The organism is Reyranella sp. (genome assembly GCF_965279465.1).
In the GTDB taxonomy this organism is placed as follows: domain Bacteria; phylum Pseudomonadota; class Alphaproteobacteria; order Reyranellales; family Reyranellaceae; genus Reyranella.
In genome coordinates this window covers 7958593-7983169 of sequence record NZ_OZ257242.1, presented here as the reverse complement: position 1 = coordinate 7983169, position 24577 = coordinate 7958593, and the positions used below count along the sequence as shown (strand labels likewise).

Genomic DNA, 24577 nt, shown 5'->3' with positions numbered 1-24577 from the left:
GGCGATGAGCGGCGTCGGCGCGATGCTGAACGGCGTGCTGTACGAGCAGCGGGAGTGGATCTCGCCCGGCCCGACGATCGACGCCTTCATGGACTCGATGGTCCGGCCGCGCGCGCTGCCGACCTCGCGCGACGTGCGGATCCTGACCGGCCCGGTCGGCGGCGGCAAGAGCACCGGCGGGATGGGCGCCACGATGCTGAACGCCGCCCGCCAGCCGCGCTGGCAGGACGGGATCAGGCGCTACCAGCTGATCGTGCTGCGCGACACCTACGTGAACGCCTGGTCGCAGTTCGTGCCGTTCTTCCAGGAGTGGTGGCCCGACGGCAAGCCGGGGATCGAGTACACCGGCCCCAAGGGCGGCCCGCTCGACGTGACGCTGAACCTGCGCTTCCCCGACCCGATCGGCAACGTGGACTACATGCTGAAGCTGCGCGCCCTGGGCGACCATCGCAGCGACGAAGCGATCGAAACATTCTTCCGCGGCCTGCCCACCACCGACATCTGGCTCGAGGAGGGCGATAGCCTGCCGGAGGCCGTCTACAACAAATCGATCACGCGGCTGGGCCGCTATCCCGCGCGTGCCGTCGACGGGATCGGCGCGCGGCATCCGACGCTGTTCGTGATCAGCAACCAGTTCCTGATCGGCTCGTGGCCCTACCTGCTCAAGATGAGTGGCGCCTGGCGGCCCGGCCTCGAGCTGTTCGAGCAGCCCGGCGCGCGCTCGCCCAACGCGGAGAACCTGCACAATCTCAGCGAGGGCTATTACGAGATCATGGTCGCCAAGTCGGACGAGCGTACCGTGCGGCGCCAGGTCGACAACGAGCATGTGCTGCCGAACGCCGGCAAGCCGGTCTATCCCGAATTCGCCGACCTCACGCACTCCAAGCCGGTGGTGCTCGATCCTCGCCTGCCGCTGCGCATCGGCTTCGACGGCGGCACCCAGACGGTCAACCCCGCGGCCGCGATCGGCCAGCGCGGCATGGCGCGCCAGCTGCGCTTCAAGGCCGAGATCACGGTCGAGCACGGTACCGGCGTCGAGCGGTTCGCCGCGGCGGTCAACCAGGAGCTCGGCAAGCCGATCTACGCGCCGTGGGTGCTCGACAGGAAAACCATCATCTGCACCGTCGACCCGTCGGCCCAATGGGGCGCCGACGCCAAGGCGGGCCAGGCCAATTGGATCATGGGCATGGAGGCGCGCACCGGCCTGCGCATCCGGCCGGCGCGCACCAACAAGATCGCGCCGCGGCGCGAGGCGCTGCGCAAGCCGATGACGACAATGATCGAGGGCTATCCCGGCATCGTGGTCGATCCCGACGGCTGCCCGGTACTGCGCGCCGGGCTCGGCGGCCTTTTCCACTTCCCGCGAATCCGCGCCGGTCTCGGCTCGCGCGATTCGGACACGCCGGCGAAGAACCATCACAGCCATGTCTGCGAGGCGGCGGAATACCTCGCCCTCGACGATGAAGCCTATGGCGAGTTCGAGGGCCGCGCCGCCGGCGCCAAGCCCAACGGCCCGCGCCAGACCGAAGCCGAGACCGACTGAACGCCTTCACGGGGGACACCATGTCGACCATCCACCGCCTCGAGATCGTGATCGACCGCGCCGCCGACCTGGCGCCGCAGGTGATCGTCTATCGCAGCATGGGCGTGCCGTGGAAATTCCTCGAGCGCCTGAGCGGCCGGCCGAAGAACCGGCTCGAGGAGCTCGTCGCGCGCTTCGAGCGGGAGAGTGCCGCCCGGGCAATTTCGCCCGGCCTGACCCTCTTGCGGTGAAACACGGACATGGGACAGTTTACCGGTCGACATGCAGTCGGCACCCTCTCCTCCCGCGTTCATCTGGCAGCAGCCCTCGGCGCCGCCGGCGCAGACCGACCCGTCGGTCGAGGAGGCCGCTCGGCGCGAGCGCGTGATCGAGGCCGGGCTGGAAGGGCGCGGCTCGACCCTGCTGGCCGGCGGGGCGCAGACCGATCCGACCCGCCGCGTGGGATCGCGGCTGCTCGGCGACTTCGGGGCGCTCGGATGAGGGCGCAAATCTTAACATCGATTCTGAGAGGGGGCTTCGCGCCCCCGTTCGTGACGGTCGCCGGAGAAGTCGGCGATCGCAGGGAGGCGGCCGGCGTGTACGTGCCGGTCGCCTCCCCTTGGCATAACCCCCGCGAGCAACTACCGGCCCGGGGAATTCGCCCCGGGCCGGGCGAGGTGCGCAAGGGGCACGATGCGGGCTCTCGCGCCTCAGAAGGCGCTGCCGCCCGCCGCTGCTTTATCGGGCATGGTTCCCATGCCCGATAAACAGCTCGACCGCCTTCTCGGTGACCACGACGCGATGAAATCGAAGCGCGTCGGGCACGAGGCGTCGTGGCATCACATCACCGAGATCCTGTATCCCGACGGCACCTCGCCGTTCGGCATCGGCACGGCGGGGCAGGCGACGCGCGGCGAGATCTACGACAACACCGGCGAGGATGCGGCCGAGACGGCGACGGCGGCGTTCCACGCCATGACGACCAATCCGGCGACGCGCTGGATGGAGCTCGGCGTGTTCGATCAGCAGTGGGCGCGCGACACCTACGGCGGCGCCTGGCTGTACGAGCAGACCTCGCGCCTGTTCCGCAACTTCCGCCACCCCTCGACCCTGTTCAACCTCGCGATGGACGAGGACAACACGCAGCTCATCATGCTCGGCAACTCGTGCCTGCATGTCGAGGAGCGCTCGGGCAAGCTGCCGCTCTATCGCGCCTGCCCGATGGCCAATATCTGGTGGGACGAGAACAGCGACGGCATGATCGATGAGGTGCATCGCGAGTTCGAGCTGACGGCGATCGCCGCTGTCGAGCGACCGGGCTGGGCCCGTCAGCTACCCGAAGAGGTGCTGAAGATGGCCGACGCCAAGGGCCAGGCCTATAACCCGGTCAAGTTCCTGCACGTGAACGCGCCGCGGCGCGAGCGCGATGCGTCGAAGCGCGACCGGTCCAACATGGCCTTCCGCTCGATCTACATCTGCCTCGACTTCCCGGCGATCATCGAAGACGGCGGCAGCCACGAGCTCGAGTATGTCTGCTCGCGCTGGCGCCGCCGCGCCGGCGAGATCTACGCCCGCGGCTGCGGCCACAAGGGCCTGGGCGACGTCGAGGTGCTGCAGCGCATGAACCGCGTCACGCTGCTCGCGGGCGAGCGCACCATCGACCCGACCATCCTGGCGCCCGACGACGGCATCACCGGGGCGATCTCGCTCAAGGCCCGCGCCATCGTCTCGGTGCGCGCCGAGTATCTCGCCAACGGCGCGGCGCCGCGCGCGCTCAACCCGAACACCCGCGTCGACATCGGCATGGAGCTGATCCAGGACCGCCGCGAGCTGGTGCGCCGCAGCTTCCTCAAGCAACTGATCGAGATCGTGCGCGATCCGAAGTTCACCGCCACGCAGTTCCTCTCGATCGAGGGCGAGCAGAAGCGCGGCCTGGCGCCGATCCTCGGCCGCCAGCAGCAGGAGCGCTTCGGCCCGCTGGTCGAGCGCACCTTCAACATCCTCGCCCGCATGCCGGGCGTGCTCGATCCGACGCCGCCCGAGCTGCGCGACCAGCCGCTGCAGCCCAACTTCGACAGCGAGGCGGCGCAGGCGATGCGCATGGGCACCGCGCGCGCCATCGCCCAGGCGTTCGACTCGATCGGCCCGATCGTGACGGCGACCGGCGACACCGCGCTGTGGGACAACTTCGACCTCGACGACAACGTTCGCGCGATCGCCGAAGGCGTCGGCATGCCGGCGCGGCAGATCAAGCCGGTCGAGGTGCGCGACCGCATGCGCGTCCAGCGCCAGCAGATCGCCGAGGAGCGCGCCCAGCTCGAGAACGCGAAGGACTTCACCACCTCGCTGAAGAACGCCGCGCCGATGGTGCAGGCGCTGACCGGCGCGGCGGCGAACCAGAACGGCAACGCGCCGGCGGAGGCTGCAGCGTGACCCTGCGCGATACCTACGGCCACTTCAGCCACCGCCCGCTGGCCGAGCGCATCGCCAGCATGGGCGGGCTGACGGACTTCGAACCCGGCATCGCCGACAAGGTCGACCGCATCGACGGTATCGAGCTGGTGCGCCAGCGCGCGGCGCGCGACTTCGCGCGGCAGCTGCTGGCGGAACTCGGCTGGACACTCGAGCTGAAGCCGCCCGCGGCCGCGGCGCCGGCGCGCCAGGCGACGGCCGAGAGCGATGGAGTGGCGCATGAGTGACGGCGAGCCCGAGGTCGATCCGCTGGCGCTCGCCGCGCTGCAGTCGCAGATCGTCGACCTGCGCGAGCTGATCGCCGGCCTTGCTGCGAAGCTCGACGAGCTCGCCCCCGCCGATGCGCGCCTCGCCGTGATCGAGCGCGTCGCCTGCATCGTGTCGGCGATCGCCGGCGAGCTGCACACCAACGTCGCGCGCAGCGATATCGCGCCGCTGGTCAAGGAGCTGAAGGCGCTGGTCGCGCCGTTCCTGAAGGAGGATGTCCGTGCTGCTGCGTAGGAGGTTTCTGTATGCGCCCGATGGCGAAGGGGCTGGCGCGGGCGGCGGTGCTGGCGCTGGGAATGGTGCTGCTGATAGCGGCAACGGCACCGCAGCGGGGACTGGCGGTGGGGCTGGGACTGGTGCTGGTGCTGGCGGCGGCGAGACCGGATCTGTTGCGGCCTGGCGGGCCGCCATCGCGCCGGAATATGCCGAGGTGCATCAGGTCAAGACCGCCAAGGATCTGAACGACATCATCAAGTGGGGCGTGAACGCCGAGAAGATGGTCGGCGCCGACAAGCTGGTGCTGCCGGCGAAGGACGCCAAGCCCGAGGAGCGCGACGCCGCGCTGGGCGCGATCTGGGACCGGCTCGGCCGGCCGAAGGACGCCGCGGGCTACAGCTTCCCCGAGGTCAAGGATCGTCCCTACACCGAGGCCGACAAGGCGCTGCAGAGTGAGTTCGCGCCGATCGCCCACAAGCTCGGCCTGACCCAGGAGCAGGTCGCCGGCATCGCCGAGTTCCAGACCGGCCTGGCCATGGCCGGCATCAAGGCCGCGACCGAAGGCTATGCCAAGGCCGAGGCCGACCTGCGCAAGGAATGGGGCAACGATTTCGACGCCAAGTCCGCCAACGCCAACAAGGCGCTGGCCATGGTGCTGACGGCATCGGGCATCCCGGTCGCGGAGTTCACCACCATGAAGCTCGCCGACGGCACGTTCGTCGGCGACAACCCGCGCATGGTCAAGCTGTTCGCCGCGATGGGCGAAGCGATCAGCGAGACGGGCTTCACCGGCGGCAGCGGGGGCGGCGGCAGCGGCTTCGGCGCCTTCACCTCGCCCGCCGCGGCCAAGGCCGAGCTCGACAAGCTCTATGCCAAGGATTTCACCGATCCCAAGCATCCCTACAACGACCGGTCCAGCCCGCAGCACAAGCACTGGCAGGATCGCGTGATGAAGCTCACGGCCAAGTCGACCGAGCCGCCGAAATAACCCCCGCCCCGAAGGCGGCCGGGCAGCCCTCGCAAGAGGGTCCGGCCGCCACCGGGCGAGACGACGAACGCGGGGAGTGGCCGGGCCGGCCATCCGCCTGATCACGGCGCACAGCGAGCGCCGTCGCCGACACGGGGTGTCCCCGTGAGGTCTCGGATCCTGCAAATCGCAGGGGAGTCCTGACCGTCCAGTAGTGATTTGGACGGAGACACAACCATGTTGACCGACACCGATCGGATCAGCTTCCAGGACAAGTACAGGCGCGACTACATGCTGCTGTCGCAGCAGATGACGGCACGGCTCGTGCCCTACTGCGATCCCGAGCCCGAGGCGATCGACGCCCGCTACTTCTGGTTCGACTTCATCGGCAAGACCGCCCCGCGCGAGAAGCAGGGCTTCGGCGGGCCGACGCCGAACATGAACCCGCAGCACAGCCGCATCCGCGGCAACGTGGTGCCCTACGAATGGGGCGGCAGCTTCGACGAGGCGCAGCTGCGTACGCTCGTCTCCAACCCGCAGGCCAAGCACAAGATGGCGGCGATGGCCGGGTTCAAGCGCAAACAGGACTCGATCATCATCACCGCGGCGCTGGGCACGCGCGTGTCGTACAACGCCGACGGCACCACGACCGACAATGCCCTGCCGGCAGCCCAGCTCATCGCTCACGGCTCGGCCGGCATGACCTTCGACAAGGTGCGCGGCGCCAAGCGCCTCCTGGACGCTGCCGAGGTGCTCGAGAACACGCCAGGCGGCAAGTATGTGATGGTCTACACCGCTGCCCAGGCGTGGGACCTGCTGGCCGAAGCCAAGGCGACCAGCCGCGACTATGTCGGCCCGGCCGAGATCCTGGTCGCCGGCGAGATGACGCACTGGATGGGCTTCGACTGGGTGCGCAGCGAGCTGCTGCCGGTCGACGGCTCCTCGCGCCGCCGCTGCTTCGCCATGGCGACCGGCGGCGTCGGCCTGTTCAGCGAGCTCGAGCCCCGCGTGAACATCGGCAGGGACCCGAGCTCTTCGTTCATCGAACGGCTGATGCTCGACCAGAACATGGGCGCGACCCGCACGGAAGACGTGAAGGTGGTCGAGGTGCCGTGCGTCGAGACCGCTGTGACCTGATCGGCCGGGGCGGCTTCGGTCGCCCCTCCCGCAACCCTCTTTCACGGAGACTCCAATGGCTGTTCGCAAGTCCACCATGATCACCGAGCTGGATGCCCACACCATCCAGGGCACGGAGAAGTTCGGCGGCGCGCTGCATCGCATCGCCGCCAACGGCGCCAAGGCCGCCGGCGAATCGACCAACGACATCTACCCGGTGTTGCGGCTCTTCACCGGCTGGGTGATCAACTCGCTCACGCTGCAGACGGCGGCGTGGGGCACCTCGGGCGTGGTCGAGATCGGCTGCTACGACACCGCCGAGAACGGCGGCGCCGTGATCGACGCCGACGTGTTCGCCTCGGCGGTCGACGTCTCGGCCGCGCTGGCCAAGATCGACCTGGTGATGGAAGCCACCACCCAGGCGCCCGACAAGGTCAACACCAAGCTGCGCGACCTGCTCGGCATGTCGGCCAGCGCTGCTGACAAGTGGGTCGACGTCTGCCTGACGGCGACCAACATCGGCGCGTCGCAGGCGGCGAAGTTCGCGCTGACGGCGACCTACACCGGCCACGCCTGACCGACAGGCGCGCATCGTGGGCGACTGGTCGAAGACTTCGATCTGCAACTCTGGCCTCGGCATCCTGGGCAAGCCCGACCTTGTCCGCGACGCCGAGAGCGGGGCGGCGCAGGAATACGGCATCGCCGCCACCGTGGTGCGCGCCTACGACGAACGCATCGGCCGGGTGCTGCGCTCGCACCCGTGGAACTTCGCCATGGCGCGGGTGTCGCTCGACGCCGACGCCACCGCGCCGCCGTTCGGCTTCGCCCGCCGCTTCCCGCTGCCGTCCGACTGCGCCCGCGTCTGGAAGCTCGACGAGACGCGCCACGGCCGCGACCCGAAATACGCCGTCGAGGGCCAATGGCTGCTGACCGACGAAACCGCGCCGCTGCTGCTGATCTACATCCGCAACGAGCGCAACCCGTCGAAGTTCACCGACGACTTCGCCGAGGCGCTGGCCGGCGAGATCGCGAAGAAGAGCGCGGTTGCGGTGCTCGGCTCGCTCGAGGCGGCCGATTTCTTCCGCAAGCTGGCAAAGGAGGATGTCGGCGAGGCGAAGACCAACGATGGCCAGGAGAACCCGCCGCAAGAGCTCGATGAGGGCTCGTGGCTGCGGGGGAGGCGTACGGGATGACCGTGCAGCTGATCGAAGCCGGAAACAGCGGCGAGCTCGACCCCCTTCTGCTCGGAAGGCGTTCTCTGCCGTCCTACGCCACCGGCCTGCGCCGCGGCCTCAACTGCATCGCCCTGCCGCATGGGCCCACGGTGCGCCGGCCGGGCAACCGCCGCGCCGGCACTGCGGCCAGCTCGACCCGCTGGACGGCCTCGTTCGTGTTCGGTGTCGGCGACGCCTACACGATCGAGTTCCTCGACAGGAAGCTGCGCTTCTGGCGCAGCGACGGCAGCCGCGTGATGGACGGGCCGATGTCGCCGCTCGAGGTGAGCACACCGTGGACCGCCAGCCAGGCGCGCGCGCTGCGCTGGGTGCGCTCGGGCGACGTGATGTGGTTCGTCCATCCCGACTTCCCGATGCAGGAGCTGAAGCGCACGGCGCTCGCGCCGGCCGAGGCCTTCACCCTGGCCGAGGCCGACGAGAAGGACGGCCCCTACTTCAGCGAGAACAGCACCGAGGCCTTCGTCACCCTGTCGGGCACCGGCACCGGCGACCTCGTCGTCACCTGCAGCCGCAACATCTTCGACGACTCCTCGCCGTCGAAGGACATCGGCCGGCATTTCCGGGTCAAGCGCGGCCATGCCGACAACCAGTCGTGGGCATGGGGCACGATCAAGTCGGTCGCCGACCGCAAGCACGCCACGGTGACCTTCGTCACCGAGGTGATCAGCGCGACCCAGACTGCGGCGTGGCGGCTCGGCCTGTTCTCCAAGCGCACCGGCTACGCCAGCTCGATCGCGATTTTCCAGGAACGCCTGGCGCGCGGCAGCAACGTGCGCGGCTCGTTCCCGCGGGTCGACCTGTCGAAGTCCGGCAACTTCCTCACCTCCTCGCCCGGCACCGATGACGACTTCGGCATCCAGGCGGTGATCGCCATCACGGTCGACGACAACGGCGTGCCGGTGATCCGCGACCTCCGGCCGTCGATCGGCGCGCTGCTGGTCGCCACCGGCGCCGGCATCCTGCGCATCGCCGCCTCGGGCTCGACCACCACGCTCACGCCGCTCAATGTCGATGTCGGCCCGGTGCTGGGCAGCACCGGCTGCGGCACGGTGCCGACGATCGGCGCGCGCGGCAGCATGCTCTATCTCGACCTGCAGGGCCGCTCGCTGGGCGAGATCCGGCCGACCAGCGCGGTCTATCCCGATTCGCTGGGCTATCGCGAGATCTCGATCCGCAACGGCCACCTGCTGCGCCAGTCGCCGATCGTGTCGATGGCGTGGGCCGACAAGCCGTGGGGCCTGATCATCATGGCCCGCGCCGACGGCGGGCTGGTGTTCGGCACCTATGCGCCCGATCAGGAGGTGGTCAACTTCACGCCCGGGCGGCTCGCGGCCGACGGCCGGGTCGAATGCGTCAACGTGCTGCCGACCGCCGACGGCAACGAGCCGTGGATGCTGGTCGAGCGTGGCGGCGTGCGCGGGCTCGAGGTGCAGACCAACCTCTTGCGCGAGGACCAGCCCGACCGGCTGGCGGTCAACCTCGATTCGGCGATCAGCAGCAAGGTTGCGCCGAGCGCGACCTTGACCCGCACCGGCCCGGACACCTGGCAGGCCTCGGCCGCGGTGTTCGTCGCCGGCGACGCCGGCCGCGCCATCCGCGTGCTCGAGCCGGGCGAGCCCGATGCGCTCAACATGCCGACCTGGCTCGCGCGCACCCTCCGCATCCTGACAGTGCCTGCGGCCAATACGGTCACCGTCACGGTCGAAAGCGCCGCCGCGCCGGCCTCGCCCGTGGCGTCGGGCGAGTGGCTGCTGTCGCGTACCACGATCGAGGGCCTCGACACGCTCGACGGCCAGTCGGTGCTGGTGCTGGGCGATGGCGCCGAGCTTGGGCCGTACACCGTCGCGGCCGGCGCGGTCACCACCGAGGTCGAGCTGTTCTACGCCACCGCCGGGCTGGCCTACCGCAGCGAGGTCCAGCCGATGCCGCCCAACCCGCAGACCCGCAAGGGCAGCGCGCTCGGCCGGCCGGTGTCGGGCCAGAACCGGGCCACGGTGGTGCGCTCGGGCGGGCTGAAGCAGGCGCGCGAGTTCGGCGTGCTGTCGGGCCTGCGCCCGTTGCGCCACGGCACCCAGCCGATGGGCGTGGCGCCGCCGTTCTACACCGGTGACCTCGAGCTGGAACCGCTGCCGGCGTCGGATACGCCGGTCGGGCCGCTGCTGGTCGCCGATGGCGCCTACCCGTTCTGCATCGCCGCGCTGGCGCCCGACTACACGGTCGGAGAGCTGGGATGAAACAGTTCGCCTTTGTCCCGCTCGAAGCGTGTCACGTGAAACAGGTTCGCCCGCAGAGCGCGCAGCAGACCGTCAAAATCGACCTGCACGATGCCCTGGCGGCTGAGCTGGCGGCCGGACGCGCGGCGGAAACGCTGCTCTGTGACGGGTTCCCCGTGGCCTGTGGTGGCCTGCTCGACGAACAGGCCGGCCGGGCCAAGGCGTGGACCCTGATCGGCGAGGCGATGCCGCGCGCGGCGTGGCCGGCGCTGGTCGAGCGCATGCGCACCGAGATCGGCAAGGCGCTCGATCCCGACGCCGGCTGGGCGCATCGCGTGTGGGCCGAGACGGTCTACGACTGGGCGGCCGGCCACAAGCTGCTGCTGCATCTCGGCATGGAATACGAGGGGCTGACGCGCGGCACCTTCGGCCGCGATCGCCATGCCGCGATCTACGCCCGCGTGCGCGGCGACGTGGCGGCGCTGCCGATCCGCGTGCGCTGCATGAACATGACCGCCGAGCGCTGCCTGTGGGAGGACAGCCTGGGCGGCGACGTGCCGTGGCCGGTCGAGCAGGCGATGCGCGAGCGGAGGGCTGCCTAATGCAGACCGCCGCCGCCGTCGGAAGCGTTGCCAGTGCCGGCCTTCAGATCTACGGCGGCCTGCAGCAGGCGAGCGCCGCCAACCAGGCGGCGAGCGTCAACTCGACCCTGGCGCTGCAGCGCGCGCGGACGGCGCGCGACGTGGCCGCCGCCGATGCCGCCGACATCGCGATCAACACGCGCAAGACGCTGGGCAGCACGCGCGCCGCGGCCGGCGCCTCCGGCCTGCTGATCGAGGACGGCTCGCCGCTCGAGGCGCTGATGGACAACGCCGCCACCGGCGAGCTCAACCGCCAGCGCCGCCTGTGGGCGGGCGAGCAGGAAGCCCGCGGCTTCATGGTCGACGCCTACGGCGAGCAGGTGCGCGGCTGGCAAGGGGCGCAGAAGGGCTATGCCGCGGCGGCCGGTGGTGCGGCCGGCCTGCTGACCGGCGGCAGCAAGCTGTACGGCCTGCTGAACGGTGGGGGGAGCTGATGGCGCTCAAGCTCCTCGCGGTCGATCCCGTGGGCGGTGGCGGCGCCCGGCCGGCGGCCTCGCGCGTGCCGATCGCCGACGGCGGCGGCAGCGACGCGCTGCTCTATTTCACCGCCAAGCTGAACGACACGCTGGAGCGCGAGGCGGCGATCTCGCGGGTCAGCGCCCTGGCCGATGCGACCTCGGGGCTGCAGAACGCGCTCGACCAGAAGCGCATCGAGCTGTCGACCGATCCCGACATCGCCGGCCGCGAGGCGAAGTTCCGCCAGTTCGCCCAGGCGCAATATGCCCAGGCGTCCGGCGGCATGGACCGCGAGACGGCGGCGCTGTTCAAGCGTACCGCCAACCCGATGGCCGACGCGATGTCGTCGTCGGTCCGCCATGGCGCGCAGAAGGACACGCTCGACAAGGCGCTCGGGGCGCTGAACGACAGCACCGACAAGCTGGTGACGGCGTCGGGCGACGCGCGGAACGCCAACGAGCGCGCCGCGCTGCTCGACCAGGCCGACACGCTGCTGAAGCAGGCGCGCGACGGCCAGATCCTGAGCGAGGCGCAGTACCAGGCGGCGCGCAAGGCGACCCTGGGCAAGGCCGACCAGGCCTTTGCGCTGAAGCTGATCCGCGACAATCCGGGCGGCACGGCGGCGGCGCTGGGCAAGGCCGAGTTCCTGCCCAACCTCGATCCGGTGACGCGCCAGAACCTGGTCGACCGCGCCGGCGCCGAGGTGCTGCGCCGGACCAACCTCGCCTACACCCAGGAAGCCCGCCGCGAGGTCGCCGAGCGGCGCGCCACGGCGCTCAACTCGAACACCATCATGAAGGAGGTGGTCGACGCGGCGGCGACGCCGGACGGCATCTCCGACGATCTGCTGGCGCGCGCCAAGGCGGTGGTGCCGTGGCACGACTACCAGGCGGCGAAGAAGCTCAAGGTCGGCGGCGGCGATGTCGACAGCAAGGCGGCGCTGGCCACTATCGTGCCCGACATCGACACGCGCGACGTGTCGAAGGATCTGTCGGACGCGCTGCTGAAGAACGAGATCACGGGGCCAACCTACAAGAGCCTGCTGGAACGCAACCGCGCGGCGCTGAAGGACGATCAGCCGCAGAGCCCGTACCGGCAGGGCCGCGACTACATCAAGACCGTGCTCGATCCGGCCGCGGCGGGGTTCGGCGGTGGCGGGGCGCTGGGCGGCATCACCGCCGGCCTGCGCGCCGATGCGCTGATGGAATACGACACCTGGGCGGACGCCAACCGCGACAAGATCAAGGCCGATCCGCGTCTCGCCAGCGATTACGCCCTCGAGGTCGGCCGACGCTACAAGCTGGCCGAGTTCGCCGGCACCACGCAGACCCTCGGCCTGCCGCGCTTCACTGAGGTGCCGAAGGCGCAGTTCGACGAGCCGGCGCTGGACGCGGCGACCGCCGAGACCAAGCGGCGCTTCGAGGCCGGCGAGATCACGCCGGCCGAGGCCATCGTGCAGGCCCGCCTGCTGCAGCAGTGGAAGGCGGCGCTGCAGTCGCGCAAGGCGGTGCCGGGTGAGCCTGCGAAGCCGGGCGGTGCGAAATGAGCACGCCGCCGCTCGAAATCACCATCCGGCGATCGAATCCCGACCAGCAGTTCGCGCCCGACATCCTGCGCGAGGGCCAGCTGCCGGGCGGCCCCTCGCGCAGCGACGATGCCGGCAATCAGTACATGGTCCAGCGCCAGACACAGGAGGGCGAGCGCCTCCTGCAATGGCTGCAGTCCGGTGGCGCCGCGGCAACCTCCCCCGCGGCTGCCCCGCCGGCTTCCCCCGCCGCCGAGTCCGTGGCGGCGGGGGGAGAGCCTCTTTCCACTATTACGCCTAGTGTAACAGGCGCGCCCGGCGCCGCCGTCGATTCGACCGCGATGGACGGCCCGCCTGCCGACGTCTCCTCCATGGGCGGCGACAGGTCGCCCGCCGACCTGGCGCGCGCCGTCGGTCGCAACGTCGTCACTGCGCCGCGGGCGGCGGCGGCCGGCGTGGCGGCGGCCGGCAAGGAGCTGTTCAACGCCGTCGATTCGCTGGCGACCTGGCTGAACGACAACGTCGCCGACCTGAAGCTGAAGGTGCCGAAGACCGGCAGCGAGACGGTCGACGACGTGCTGGCCAATCCGGCCAAGGCGATCGCCGCGGCGATCCCGCAGCCCGACACGCCGAACACCGCCACCGGCCCGATCGTGAAGGACATCGCGCAGTTCCTCGCCGGCATGGTGGCCGGCGGCAAGCTGCTCAAGGGCATGGGCGGCGCCACGCAGGGCGCGCGCGGCACGCTCGCCGCCGGCGTGATGAGCGACGCGCTGTTCTTCGACCCCAAGGAGGAGAACCTTTCCGCGCTGCTCAAGAAGGTCCCCGCCCTCGACGGGCCGGTGACCGAATTCCTGGCGACCAACCCCGACGACAACGAAGCCCTCAACCGCCTGCGCCGCGCTGTCGAAGGCCTCGGCCTCGGCGCCGCCACCGAAACCCTGCTGCTCGGCCTGCGCGCCTACCGCGCCCAGCGCGCGGCGCTGAAGGGCGAGGGCGCCCCCAATGCGCAAAAGGGGCCGGCCGATCCGATGGCCGCCGACAGGGTGAAGTACGGCGAGCTGAAGGAAGAGGACCTCGCGGCCAAGCTCGGCGGCAACGCCGATCCCGAAGCCAAGTTGGTCGAGTTCGGCGCCAAGGTCGATGCCAAAGCCGGGCCGAGCGCCGAGCAGCTCGCGGCGGCGGCCGACGATCCCGCGCGCCAGGCGGCGTTGAAGGCCGAGCCCAAGCCCGCGGCGGGTGACCTGCCGGGCGGCCGGATCGCGGTCAACTGGGCGCGCATCGCCACGCCGGACGACGTCAAGGTCGCCATGCGCGACATGGCCGATCATTTCCGGGAGGAGATCAAGGCGGCGCGGCGCGGGCGCATCAGCGAGGGCGAGACGAAGGCGCTGGCCGACGATCTCGGCCTCACGGTCGACGAGCTGTTGCAGCGCCGGCAGGGCCAGGCGCTCAATGCCGAGGAGACGCTGGCGGCGCGGCAGCTGCTCGCCATGGCGTCAGAGAAGCTGCTCGAGGCGGCGCGCGCCGCGGCGGCGCCGAACGCCGGCCCGGTCGACCTGTTCGCTTTCCGCCGCATGCTGGCCACCCAGGCGGCGATCCAGAACGAGGTGCTGGCGGCGCGCGCCGAGGCGGGCCGCGCGCTCAATGCGTGGAAGATCCCGGCGACCGCCAAGGGCGACGTCGAGCGCTCGCGCGCCGTGATCGAGGCGCTCGACCAGGGCGTCGGGCGCGACGCCGCCGGCAAGGCGATGAACGGCGAGGAGTTCGCCCGCGACCTCGCGCGCCGGATCTCGATCCTCGCCGACACCGGCGCCGATGCCGCCGGCATCAACGCCACGGCACGCACCGCGGCGCTGGCGACGCGCTGGGACATGGTCAGTGAGGCCTGGGTCAACGCGCTGCTGTCGAACCCCAAGACGCACCTGGTCAACATCACCAGCAACACGGTCACCCTGGGCCAGCAGATCCTCGAGCGCGGCCTCGCCGAGAAGGTCGCGAGCGTGCTGCGCGCCGAGGGCGGCACCGTCGCGGGCGTCGCGCCGGGCGAGGCGATGGCCATGATGCAGGGGCTGATCTCGGCGCAGAAGGATGCCTGGAAGGCGGCCTGGCTGGCGGTGAAGAGCGGCGAGACCGGCCATGCGCTGGGCAAGGTCGACCAGACCCATTCGGCCGCCATCAGCGCCGAGAACTTCCGGCTCGAGGGCGGGCCGATGGCCGCCTTCGTCGACTACATCGGCGCCACCGCGCGCGTGCCGGGCCGGCTGCTCGGCGCCGAGGACGAGTTCTTCAAGTCGATCGGCTACCGCATGGAGGTCCATGCCCAGGCGCAGCGCCAGGCAACCATGGAAGGCCTGTCCGGCCAGGCGCTGCGCGAGCGCTATGCCGAGCTGGTCGCCCATCCGCCCGAGAGCATCCGCCTCGCCGCGACCGATGCCGCGCTCTACACGACCTTCACCAATGCCGCCGGCGATGCCGCGCGGGCGCTGACCCGGCTGCGCGAGGCGTGGCCCGCCACCGTCTACATCCTCCCGTTCATCAAGACGCCGATCAACATCCTGCGCTACAGCTTCGAGCGCACGCCGGTGGCGCCGCTGATGAGCGGCTTCCGCGCCGACGTGGCGGCCGGCGGCGCGCGCGGCGAGCTCGCCCTGGCGCGGCTCGCGACCGGCACCTCGATCATGCTGCTGGCGGCCGACTACGCCGATCGCGGCCTGGTCACCGGCCGCGGCCCGACCGATCCGGGCAAGCGCGAGGCGCTCGAGCGGCAGGGCTGGAAGCCCTATTCGATCCGGTCCGGCGACCAGTGGGTGACCTACGACCGGCTCGATCCCTACGGCATGCTGCTGGGCTTCGCCGCCGACATGGCGGAATACGCCAACCGCTTCGAGATCGACGGCGACAAGCTCGACGAGTTCTCCGAGATCTGGGCCGGCGCGATCGCCGCCGTCTCGCAGACCACGGTCAACAAGACGTACCTGCAGGGCCTCTCGGACTTCATGTGGATGATCGAGGACCCCAAGCGGCGGGCCTTCGATTACGCCGGCCGTCTGGCGGGCAGCACCGTGCCGGCCGGCGTCAACATGATGCGGCAGCTCGGCGATCCGGTGGCGCGCGAGCACATGAAGCTGTGGGATTACGTGCAGGGCCGCATTCCCGGCTTCTCCGAAGGGCTGATCCCGGCGCGCGACCTGTGGGGCCGCGAGCGCCAGCCCGACCCGGGCAACGGCCCGTGGTTCAACACGCTGTCCCCGGTGCAGGTCTCGGCGCTCAAGCCGTCGCCGATCGACGCCGAGATGGGCCGGCTCAACATCGGTATCGAGAAGATCGACAAGCGCGCCGCCTTCATGGGCGCGCAGATCAACTTCCGCGACTGGCCCGAGGTCTACGATCGCTGGGTCGTGCTCGCCGGCAACGGCTTCAAGAACCCGCTGTGGGGCGACAAGGGCACGATGGACCATCTCAACGAGGTGGTGCAGGGCAAGGGCGTCGATGGCCAGCTCTACCGCATGGCCACGGACGGCCCCGAGGGCGGCCGGGCCGAGCTGATCCGGGGCATCGTCGCGACCGGCCGCAAGCTGGCGCAGCAGGCCATCCTCGCCGATCCGAAGTTCGGCGCCTTCAAGGATGCCTGGCGCCAGCAGCTCGATCTCCAGAACGAGCGGCGCGCCCCGCTGCAGGGCATCGCGCCGCCCTCGACACCGAACGTGCCCATTCCCATGCCGCCGGGTGGCCGGCCGGCGACGCCGCCGCCGTCGATCTCGCCGATGAGGACGCCCTGATGCTGACCACCACCACAGGCCCGTGGACCTTTACGGCGTCTGGCGCGTCGGGCTCGTTCGTCGTGAACGCCCCGGTCTACGATGCCGCGGCGCTGGCGCTGTACGCCTTCGATCCCGCGACCGGCGCAACCTACCATCCGGCGGCCGTGGTCACGCTGGCGGCCGATCTGAGCGGCGCCACGGTGACCGTCGCGGCGGGCCTGACCAGCGGCCACACCGTCGTCGTCCATCGCGTGCCGATGCAGACCCAGCCGCAGCGGCTCAACCCCTCGGGGCCGTTCCCGGCGCCGAGCGTGGAGCGCCAGCTCGACCGCGCCTTCGCCGACATCCAGGCGCTGCGCGCCATGGTCGAGCGCTCGCTGCGCATCGCGCAAGCCGATGCCGCGGTCGAGGAGCTGGGCGTGGCGCTGCTGCGCGCCAACAAGGTGGCGGGCTTCGACGCCGACGGCCTGCCGGCGCTGCTGTCCAACGTGCCGACCGGCGCGGTGGCGATCGCGGCCTACATGCAGACCGCGCTGGGCAAGAGCAGCGCGGCGGCGCTGCTGACCTATTTCGGCATCTCGGCCTATGTCCAGACGCTGCTGTCGCTGACCGACGTGGCCGCGCTGCAGGCTGCGCTCGGCATCGACTACGCCACGGCGGCCGAGGTGCAGGCGGCGGTGTCGTCGGTCAAGACCGTGACGCCCGCTTCGCTGCTCGGCCTGTGGCAGAGCGGCAGCGCACTGTCGAGCGCGGCGACCCTCGACCTGACCGCAGGCACCGACGGCTACCAGCGCACGATCAGCGACGCCGCCACCGCGATCGCGACGGTGCAGGGCACCCAGCCGCTGGTGCGGCTGACGGCCGGCGCCAACGGCGTGACCTTCACCCATCACGCCAGCAACCTGATCTCGCGCACCGCGTCGGACATCGTGATGCGCAGCGGCGATTCGGTGACCCTGCTGCGCATCGGCACCAACCAGTGGCGCGAGATCGGCTTCGATGCGGTGCCGTCGTGGAAGACCGGCAACCTCAGCGTGGCCAACGGCACCATCCTGTCGCCGGTCAGCCACTATCTCGGCAAGCGGGTCGGCGCCATCCGCCTGATGGGCGCCTGCACCGACGACGACGCGAACTACACGCCGTCGATGTTCAGCGGCGGCAAGCGGATCGAGTTCGAGCGCGGCGTGCAGCAGAACCTCGGCTGGGCGTCGATCGTGTCGGACACCACGGTCACCGTCCAGATCGCGGTCGACGGGCTGGGCATCGTCTACGGCAGCGCCGGCGACGGCACGGCGGCGATCGACCCCTCCAAGTGGAACCTCTGGCTCGAAATCGACGCGCGCTGAGCACGGAAAGGAAGACTCATGGCCACCAAAGCTCCTCCCGATACCATTTCCGCCGGCCTCACCACCGGCGCGCTGACCTCGGACAGCTACGCCAGCGCCGGCCCGTTCGACGTGCTGGTCGAGGGCACGTTCGTGGGCGTCGTGCATGTCCAGTCGAGCAAGGACAACGACGCGACCTGGCAGGATCTCGCGGTGCTCGCCGCGCCGGGCCGAATCACCGTCAAGCCGATCGGCACGCCGCTGGTGCGGGCGACCATGTCGGGCAGCTACACCTCCGGCACGGCCAACGTCTACATGGGCCGCCTCGGGGCGGAGGCTGCGGCGGCCGTGCAGCTCGTCGATACCGTCGCCGGCCGTCCCGTCACCTACGGCTTCACGCCGACCCAGATCACGACCAGCGCCAGCACGCCGGTCAAGAACGGCCCCGGCATGATCGGCTCGTGCAAGTGCAACAAGTCGGGGTCCGGCGACACCGTCACGGTGTACGACGCGCTCTCGGCGACCGGCACGCCGATCGCGACGATCACCGGCGCGACGGTCGGCATGGTGTTCTGCGAAGGCTACATCTTCAACGTCGGCTGCTATGTCGTCACCAGCGGCGGCACGCCCGGCAACTACACCTTCGCCGTCGCATGATGTACCGGCCGCCCGCGCTGCGCTTCGCGAGGCCGAGCGTTTTCGAAGCCTGGTCGCCGCTCGACCTCGACGAGGACCTGCTCGCGTGGTGGCCGGCCGATCGGCCGGACCTGGTCACGAAGGACGGCAGCAACGTCGTGACGTCGTGGCGGGATGCGGTGCACGGCTATGAAGCCACGGCCGCCGGCAGCGCGCGGCCGACGTGGCAGGAGACCGGCTACGGCACGCGCAACGCCATCTCCTTCGACGGCTCGGCCAACGTCATGGCCTACGAGAGCATGGAGGGCCTCCCGACCGGCGCGACGCCGTGCGAAGAGTGGATGGCGGTCGATCAGCGGTCGCTCGCCGCGGCAACCTCGACCACCGTGCTCGGAACCGCCGGCGGCACGAGCACCGGAACACGCCGCGGGATCAACCGCGCGGTCGTGTCCGGCGTCAACCGCCTGCAGGTCGGCGACACCAGCGTATCGGTCACCGTGAGCACGGTCGATTTCAGCGGCCCGTGCGTCGTGCGCTCGATCGCGACCGGCTCGACGCTGAACGCCGAGATCAACGGCGTCGCCGGCACGCCGGCCGCCTGCACGCCGAACATCGGCACGGTGCGCGTCCGGTTCGGCGCCAACCAGGCGACCACGCCGGCCTCGAACGCGACCGCCGCGATAGCAGACCGGCTCTTCACAAGAATTCTATCCGCGATGCAGGCGGCCCTGCTCCGCGCATACCTGGCGAGGGTCTGACCATGCAGCGCGATGCCGGCACCCGCTACGCCACCCGCGAACAGGCCATCGCCGCCGAGCTGAAGCACGCCGCGATCTCGCCCGACACGCTCGGCGCGACGCTGGACAATCGCTTCGGCAAGACGTTCGTTGTCCAAGGTCCCGAGTCCCATGTCGGTCCCGTCACCCAGGGCTATGTCGACGCTGTCGCCGAGCTGAATGCCGCCGGCGGTGGACGGCTCGTGTTTCCACAACGCAAGGCACTCCTGCGCGTCGGCATGGCCGCCATCACGGTCGGCAACGTCGAGATCACATCCGTCAACGGCACGGAAATCATCGCCGACCAGGCGTTTCCGGCGAACGGCGCCAGCCTCATCCAGATATCAGGTGCCGGTATCGGCAGCCCGCTCGCGACGCTGACGACGTCCGTTACCGACCCGCGCAACACCTACGAGATATCCGTGTCGAGCGAGGCCCCGTTCGCGCCCGGCGATCTCGTCATGATCAAGGCGCGCCCGCACGCGTCGAACTATTTCTACGGCATCTCCAACCGGCCAGGCTTCGCGCCCGTCTACTATTCGGAAAGCGTTCGCGTGCGCGATACGGCCGACGGCCTCCTGAAGCTGGCGGCGGCGCTGCGCTACCCCTATGCCGTCGCCGAAGGTGTCGTGGTCGACATCTACAAGGTGTCGTCGCTCAACAACGTAAGCGTATCGGGCCTCCGCGGCGTTGGCCTCGGCCCCGGACCCGGCAACATCTGGAACGGCTACACCGGCTCGCATTTCATCCAGGCCCTGCACGTCGAGGGCTTCACCGCCGAGAGCATCGACGCGCGGCGGTTCAACAGCGCCGGCGTCAACATGACGAACGTGCGCAAGAGCAATCTGCGCGACATCAACGTCATCGGTATCGACTACAGCGATCCGAACGCGGCGGGACTGATCGACAACGCCCACGCCGGCATTCAGTGGGTGGGCTGCGAAGACGGCCTGTGGACCGGCGGCAATATCGAGAATGTGCGCCACGCGACGGACCTGTCGTCCACATCGACGACGCCGATCTGCAACAACACGATCGTCATCGGTGTCACCGCGGACGGCGTTGTCGGTTGCGTGTTCGGCGGGCACGTGTGCGACAACCACCGGCTGATCGGGTGCGGCGCGCAGCGCGGTGGCGCCTACATGCGCGGCAAGAACTGGGCCGTCATCGCGTGCGACTTCGACGCCAGCGGCTCGCTCGACGAGGAGACGGGCGAAGGCACCGACACGAGCGGCGGTATCGTGGCCGGCAACGGCTACAGCACCCTGGAATACGACCAGAGCCCGAACATGGGCATCTGCCGCGTCATCGCCAACAAGATCCGCGGCGCCAACGGCGTCGTGCTGCGCAACTCGTGCGACGGCCTGATCGTCGAGAGCAACCAGTTCGATTGCAACGGGACGTGCGTCAACGCCTACGGCAAGTCGTTCCGGGACTTCCAGTTCAACGGCAACACCTTCGACATGTCCCGGCGCGTCGGGAACCGCTACGCCGTGCAGTTCGGCTACAGCGATATCCCGCTGCTCGAGACACTGTTCAACATCGGCGGCAACGACAATACGGCGATCGAAGCCACGGCCGTCTATCGGATCGCCGGCACCCGATACGCCGCCAATCCGGCCGATGCCATCATGTTCGTGGCGACGACCATGATCAACGTCGCAACGACGCCGTCCGCCGTCGCGAGCTTCCGACAGGGCTTCTTCGGCTACAGCTACGGGGTGGACGGCATAACCGTCGTCGGCAATGTGCCGAACGACATCGTCAACCTCGACGATGAGCTCGGCCGCCATGCCGCGCGTCCGCAGATCTCCGGCTACAACAGGCGCGAGCAGCGGAACGTCGGCTACAGCAACAACCTGCCGACCCTGCCGCGGCAGAACATCGGCTTGTTCGACACCTGGCAGCGCACCGGGTCGGTCACTAAGCATATCTGCACGGTGCCGGGAACGATCGGCACGCTGACCGGCGTCACCGGGTCGATCGCGGCGACCTCCAACGTGCTCGCCCTGGCAAGCGTCGAAGAGTTCGAGGTCATGCGGGGCATGTACCTGCTGGTGCCCGGCGCCGGCGTCGCGTCGGCCGATCTCGTCGGGCGTGTCGTCTCGGTGACCCTGACGCCGGGCACCAACATCGCGACCGCCTGCGTGCTGGACACCGCGGCCGGCACGGCGGTCAGCAACGTCGCCATCGCCTATCGCAACCCGACGTGGCAGCTCGGCGCGTCGTTCGACACCGCCGACGAGCTCGCCGCGCTCAACGCTTCTGTGGCCGATCTAGAGACCGGCATGGCGACTGCGGCCGTCGCAGTGGCCACCGTGACCATCCTGAAGACCCGTGCCATCCCGGCGAACGGGACGGTCGCCTCGACGCGCGGCCGCCTGGCGGCGGGCGACGGCGGGCGCGGCGACTGGATGTTCTCGACCGCCGATTGCTCCGCACTCGTCGCGCGCGACCCGCTCAATGGCCTGTCCGCCGCCCCCGCCAGCGCGCCGACCGGCGCGAGCGGCGCGTGGCTCCGTCAGTATAGCGGCCGAGCCAAGACGTGCTGGTGGGGCGACACGATGGCGGCGATCCGCGCGTGCTCCGTCGCGCTTGGTCCGAATGCTCAGTACATTGAGGTCACGCCAGCCACCTACACGTCTACGACAGTAGGAACGCCCGTCATATCGGCGACGAATCAAGATTTCGACGTCGACTACAGCAAAGCGAAGATAGTCCCTGTCGAGGGCGGGGATACGTTCATTCAGGTCGTCGGCGACTTCGAGGGCGAAGCGACGGTAACTGCGATCAACGGCAACGTGCTGACGCTTTCAGGCGGCACCACGCCGCCCGGCGGCACCGGCCCTGCAGACTGGTTCGAAAAAGGTGCTGTGGCGGCGATCTCCGACGGGATCACGCCGCACTACTTCCATCAGCGGACTACCGTACAAGGCGTTTACAGCGGGGCTTTCCGCGCGGGTGAGAACGTCGTGGCCATCGCCGGCAGTGGATCGACGCTGACCTTGGCCAAGGCCCCGGAGTGGGCAAGCGATCGCGTCCCGCCGTACCTCGCAACGCTGATGAACCGCGACATCAGCTCGGTATCGGACAACGGTTCGGGGTTGGTTCGGATCGTCACCACCAAGCCGCACAGGATGACGACCGGCTTGAATTCGTTCGTTGCCGGTCTGACCGGCACGCCTTTGGCGAACGGCTATCAGCAAGTTATCGTCATCAACCCGACGACCGTCGATCTCGTCGGCACGACGTACATCGGGTCTGGCGTCACCTCGGGCACGATCCGCAAAGCGCTTACCTATTCGACGCATGCGGCGGCCGGGCTCAAGATCGGCAAGCTGCGCAACAACGTGCTGCGGATCAAGTCCGGTCTTTTCTTGGCCGACAAGTCTATCGTGGACCCCGGCATCCTGATCCAGGTCGTTGCGCGCAAGATCGACGAGATCACCGCTCCGCTCATCACGAAGGGCGGCGGGACGCCCGTCATCACCACAACGGCGTGCTACGGCGGCAAGATCGGCGCGCGCGGTGGCGCGACCGGGCAGGCGGGCAACACGCTTGGATACATCGGGCGTGCGAACGGCGGCTCGTGGACCGAGTGGGAATTGCATGTAAACGCTGTTCGGCACGGGTTCGACACAAACGAGCCGTCCGGCGATTTCGCGGTCGGTCTCGCCGGTGCTGGCGTGGCCTCCTACATGACCGTGCGCGGCAGCAGCCTGGGTGCGGTCGTAGCGCCGTTTGCAATGCACGCGCAGTACCGCACGAGGATCAAGGATGTCCGTGTGGGGCAAACCCTGAGCGGCGGCGGCGCATCGGCTCGCGGCGTCGGCTGCACCGTCGATGGCGTGCAAGTGTCCAACGGCACGGGATTCGCAGGCTTCAGCCAGTACAAGGGCACGATCACGTCGATCGAGAACAACGGCTCCGGTCTCGTGCGCGTGAACTATGAGTGCGACATCGCGATGCTGGATGATGACAAGATCCGGCTCATGGGTGCGACCGGCACAGCCGGTTCGGGCGCCAGCACGATCAACAAGGATTGGTACATCCTCAACGCCACCGGCACCTGGAATGGCAGCACGTACGTTGGTCGCTTCGATCTGGAGGGCTCGACCTTCACGTCCACTTCGTCGATCCAGGAGGCTTTCTTCGACGCCGGGTTCGATTTCAGCGACGAGCTCCGCGTGGTCAATTGCACCGGCGAAGACTTCGAGACGGCCTTCCTTGGCGGCAGCAACGCCGGTGTGCAGGAGATGCAGGGGAACCGCTTCAGCAGCCGCACGATCGGCGTCAACATCGTCGAGGCTGGCCGCGAGTTGTACATCAAGGATGAAAACTGGCGGTTCGGCACCGTCACCATCCCGGATACCGGTCAGCGGGGTGTCATTCAGGTGCGCGCACAAACGCGGCTCATCGACATCGACAATCTGACCATCTTCGCCGCGAGTGATCTTCCTCACTTTATCGATGCATGGACTTACCGCACGACACATACCGGCGACCTGATCCTGCGTATCCGGGACCTCAAGATCATCAACCCCGGCTACTCGATGTTGTCGCTGTTCCGCAATTCGGTGGGCTTCGTCCCGTCAGCGGGTAGCAGCATCGGCAACGTCACGATCGAAGGCACGCTCTCCGAATATCTCGGGGGCAAGCTTCTCGTTCTGGACGAGTTGATGCCGTTCATTAAAGGCACGCTGAAGGTCAACGGCAAGATCGTCGCGCGGCCGGGCTCCCTGATCACGTCTCGCAGCTTGGGCACGGTCACGAGCGGCACGCTCACGCTCGATCCTGCAGGCTGCGACATCCAGCACTACACCAACAACGGCGCGCACACGCTGGCGCCGAGCACGGACGGGGGAGACTTCACCCTCGATATCACCAATGGCGCGAGCGCCGGCGCAATCACCACGAGCGGCTGGACCAAGGTCGCCGGCGATTCTTTCACCACCACCAACGGCCACAAATTCCGGTGCCGCTGCACCATCGGCAACGGCGGCTCGCTCCTCGAGGTGAGGGCGATGCAATGAACCGCCAGGATCTCCGCGATCTGTGGGACGTGCTGTGGCCGTTCGTGCCGCCGTCGATCGGCGCCTACTTCGGGCTGCGCCAGTCGATCGAGCGGACCCGCAAGGAGCAGGTCACGACCTGGTTCTGCTCGGCCTTCCTCGCGCTCTTCCTGGGCCAGGCGGTCGGCGAATACTGGTCGCTCGGGCGGGCCTCGACCTCGGGCGTGACGATCATCATCGCGATGGGGCTCTCGGATCTGACGGCCGTCCTGTTCGCGGCGCTGCGGCAGTTCTCGGGCGATCCGGCCGGCGTCTTCCGGCGCTGGCTCGACGCGATTCTCGGCAGAGGAGGCGGCACATGACGGGCATCGATCTGTTCATCTGGGCGCTGGTCGCCGGCTACCTGCTGGCCCGGCGGCGGCGATTTCACCTGC

At 69.3% G+C, this 24577-nt stretch carries 20 protein-coding genes; all 20 read left to right on the top strand.

What is annotated here, in order from left to right:
- Positions 1–4 precede the first annotated feature (4 nt).
- Entirely contained in the window at positions 5–1543 is a 1539-nt protein-coding gene (locus ACQY8M_RS38915) for a hypothetical protein (protein WP_428668055.1), read from the top strand.
- Between the two features lie 20 nt (positions 1544–1563).
- Positions 1564–1773 carry a hypothetical protein gene (locus ACQY8M_RS38910; protein ID WP_428668053.1) on the top strand — a complete coding sequence of 70 codons (210 nt, stop codon included), beginning with the start codon at positions 1564–1566 and terminating at the stop codon, positions 1771–1773.
- A gap of 31 nt (positions 1774–1804) precedes the next feature.
- The gene (locus ACQY8M_RS38905) at positions 1805–2023 is read left to right on the top strand and encodes a hypothetical protein (protein WP_428668051.1); all 219 of its coding nucleotides are present in this window, start codon (positions 1805–1807) and stop codon (positions 2021–2023) included.
- Positions 2024–2278: 255 nt separating this feature from the next.
- The gene (locus ACQY8M_RS38900) at positions 2279–3955 is read left to right on the top strand and encodes a portal protein (protein WP_428668049.1); all 1677 of its coding nucleotides are present in this window, start codon (positions 2279–2281) and stop codon (positions 3953–3955) included.
- Positions 3952–4221 (top strand): hypothetical protein, encoded by a 270-nt coding sequence (locus ACQY8M_RS38895; RefSeq protein WP_428668047.1) that lies wholly within the window; start codon positions 3952–3954, stop codon positions 4219–4221. The genes ACQY8M_RS38900 and ACQY8M_RS38895 overlap by 4 nt, the downstream gene beginning before the upstream one ends.
- Positions 4214–4495 (top strand): hypothetical protein, encoded by a 282-nt coding sequence (locus tag ACQY8M_RS38890; RefSeq protein WP_428668045.1) that lies wholly within the window; start codon positions 4214–4216, stop codon positions 4493–4495. Before ACQY8M_RS38895 ends, ACQY8M_RS38890 begins: the two co-directional genes overlap by 8 nt.
- Positions 4482–5465, top strand: coding sequence for a hypothetical protein (locus ACQY8M_RS38885; RefSeq protein ID WP_428668043.1), 984 nt, complete (start codon positions 4482–4484; stop codon positions 5463–5465). Before ACQY8M_RS38890 ends, ACQY8M_RS38885 begins: the two co-directional genes overlap by 14 nt.
- 216 nt (positions 5466–5681) lie before the next feature.
- Positions 5682–6581: a phage capsid protein gene (locus tag ACQY8M_RS38880; protein ID WP_428668041.1), complete on the top strand. Its 900-nt coding sequence runs from the start codon at positions 5682–5684 to the stop codon at positions 6579–6581.
- 55 nt (positions 6582–6636) lie between these two features.
- On the top strand, positions 6637–7137 hold the full coding sequence (locus tag ACQY8M_RS38875; protein WP_428668039.1) for a hypothetical protein: 501 nt from the start codon (positions 6637–6639) through the stop codon (positions 7135–7137).
- Between the two features lie 16 nt (positions 7138–7153).
- Positions 7154–7753, top strand: a complete 600-nt coding sequence (locus ACQY8M_RS38870; protein ID WP_428668037.1) for a hypothetical protein — start codon at positions 7154–7156, stop codon at positions 7751–7753.
- Positions 7750–10029: a hypothetical protein gene (locus ACQY8M_RS38865; protein WP_428668035.1), complete on the top strand. Its 2280-nt coding sequence runs from the start codon at positions 7750–7752 to the stop codon at positions 10027–10029. The genes ACQY8M_RS38870 and ACQY8M_RS38865 overlap by 4 nt, the downstream gene beginning before the upstream one ends.
- The gene (locus tag ACQY8M_RS38860) at positions 10026–10610 is read left to right on the top strand and encodes a hypothetical protein (RefSeq protein WP_428668033.1); all 585 of its coding nucleotides are present in this window, start codon (positions 10026–10028) and stop codon (positions 10608–10610) included. Before ACQY8M_RS38865 ends, ACQY8M_RS38860 begins: the two co-directional genes overlap by 4 nt.
- Positions 10610–11083 carry a hypothetical protein gene (locus ACQY8M_RS38855; protein WP_428668031.1) on the top strand — a complete coding sequence of 158 codons (474 nt, stop codon included), beginning with the start codon at positions 10610–10612 and terminating at the stop codon, positions 11081–11083. Before ACQY8M_RS38860 ends, ACQY8M_RS38855 begins: the two co-directional genes overlap by 1 nt.
- The gene (locus tag ACQY8M_RS38850) at positions 11083–12651 is read left to right on the top strand and encodes a hypothetical protein (protein ID WP_428668029.1); all 1569 of its coding nucleotides are present in this window, start codon (positions 11083–11085) and stop codon (positions 12649–12651) included. The genes ACQY8M_RS38855 and ACQY8M_RS38850 overlap by 1 nt, the downstream gene beginning before the upstream one ends.
- On the top strand, positions 12648–16412 hold the full coding sequence (locus tag ACQY8M_RS38845; protein WP_428668027.1) for a hypothetical protein: 3765 nt from the start codon (positions 12648–12650) through the stop codon (positions 16410–16412). The genes ACQY8M_RS38850 and ACQY8M_RS38845 overlap by 4 nt, the downstream gene beginning before the upstream one ends.
- Positions 16412–17740, top strand: coding sequence for a hypothetical protein (locus tag ACQY8M_RS38840; RefSeq protein WP_428668025.1), 1329 nt, complete (start codon positions 16412–16414; stop codon positions 17738–17740). The genes ACQY8M_RS38845 and ACQY8M_RS38840 overlap by 1 nt, the downstream gene beginning before the upstream one ends.
- An 18-nt stretch (positions 17741–17758) precedes the next feature.
- Positions 17759–18376, top strand: a complete 618-nt coding sequence (locus ACQY8M_RS38835; protein WP_428668023.1) for a hypothetical protein — start codon at positions 17759–17761, stop codon at positions 18374–18376.
- Entirely contained in the window at positions 18373–19113 is a 741-nt protein-coding gene (locus ACQY8M_RS38830; RefSeq protein ID WP_428668021.1) for a hypothetical protein, read from the top strand. The genes ACQY8M_RS38835 and ACQY8M_RS38830 overlap by 4 nt, the downstream gene beginning before the upstream one ends.
- A 2-nt stretch (positions 19114–19115) precedes the next feature.
- The gene (locus ACQY8M_RS38825) at positions 19116–24164 is read left to right on the top strand and encodes a hypothetical protein (RefSeq protein ID WP_428668019.1); all 5049 of its coding nucleotides are present in this window, start codon (positions 19116–19118) and stop codon (positions 24162–24164) included.
- The gene (locus ACQY8M_RS38820) at positions 24161–24505 is read left to right on the top strand and encodes a hypothetical protein (RefSeq protein WP_428668017.1); all 345 of its coding nucleotides are present in this window, start codon (positions 24161–24163) and stop codon (positions 24503–24505) included. The genes ACQY8M_RS38825 and ACQY8M_RS38820 overlap by 4 nt, the downstream gene beginning before the upstream one ends.
- The last annotated feature ends 72 nt before the right edge of the window (positions 24506–24577 follow it).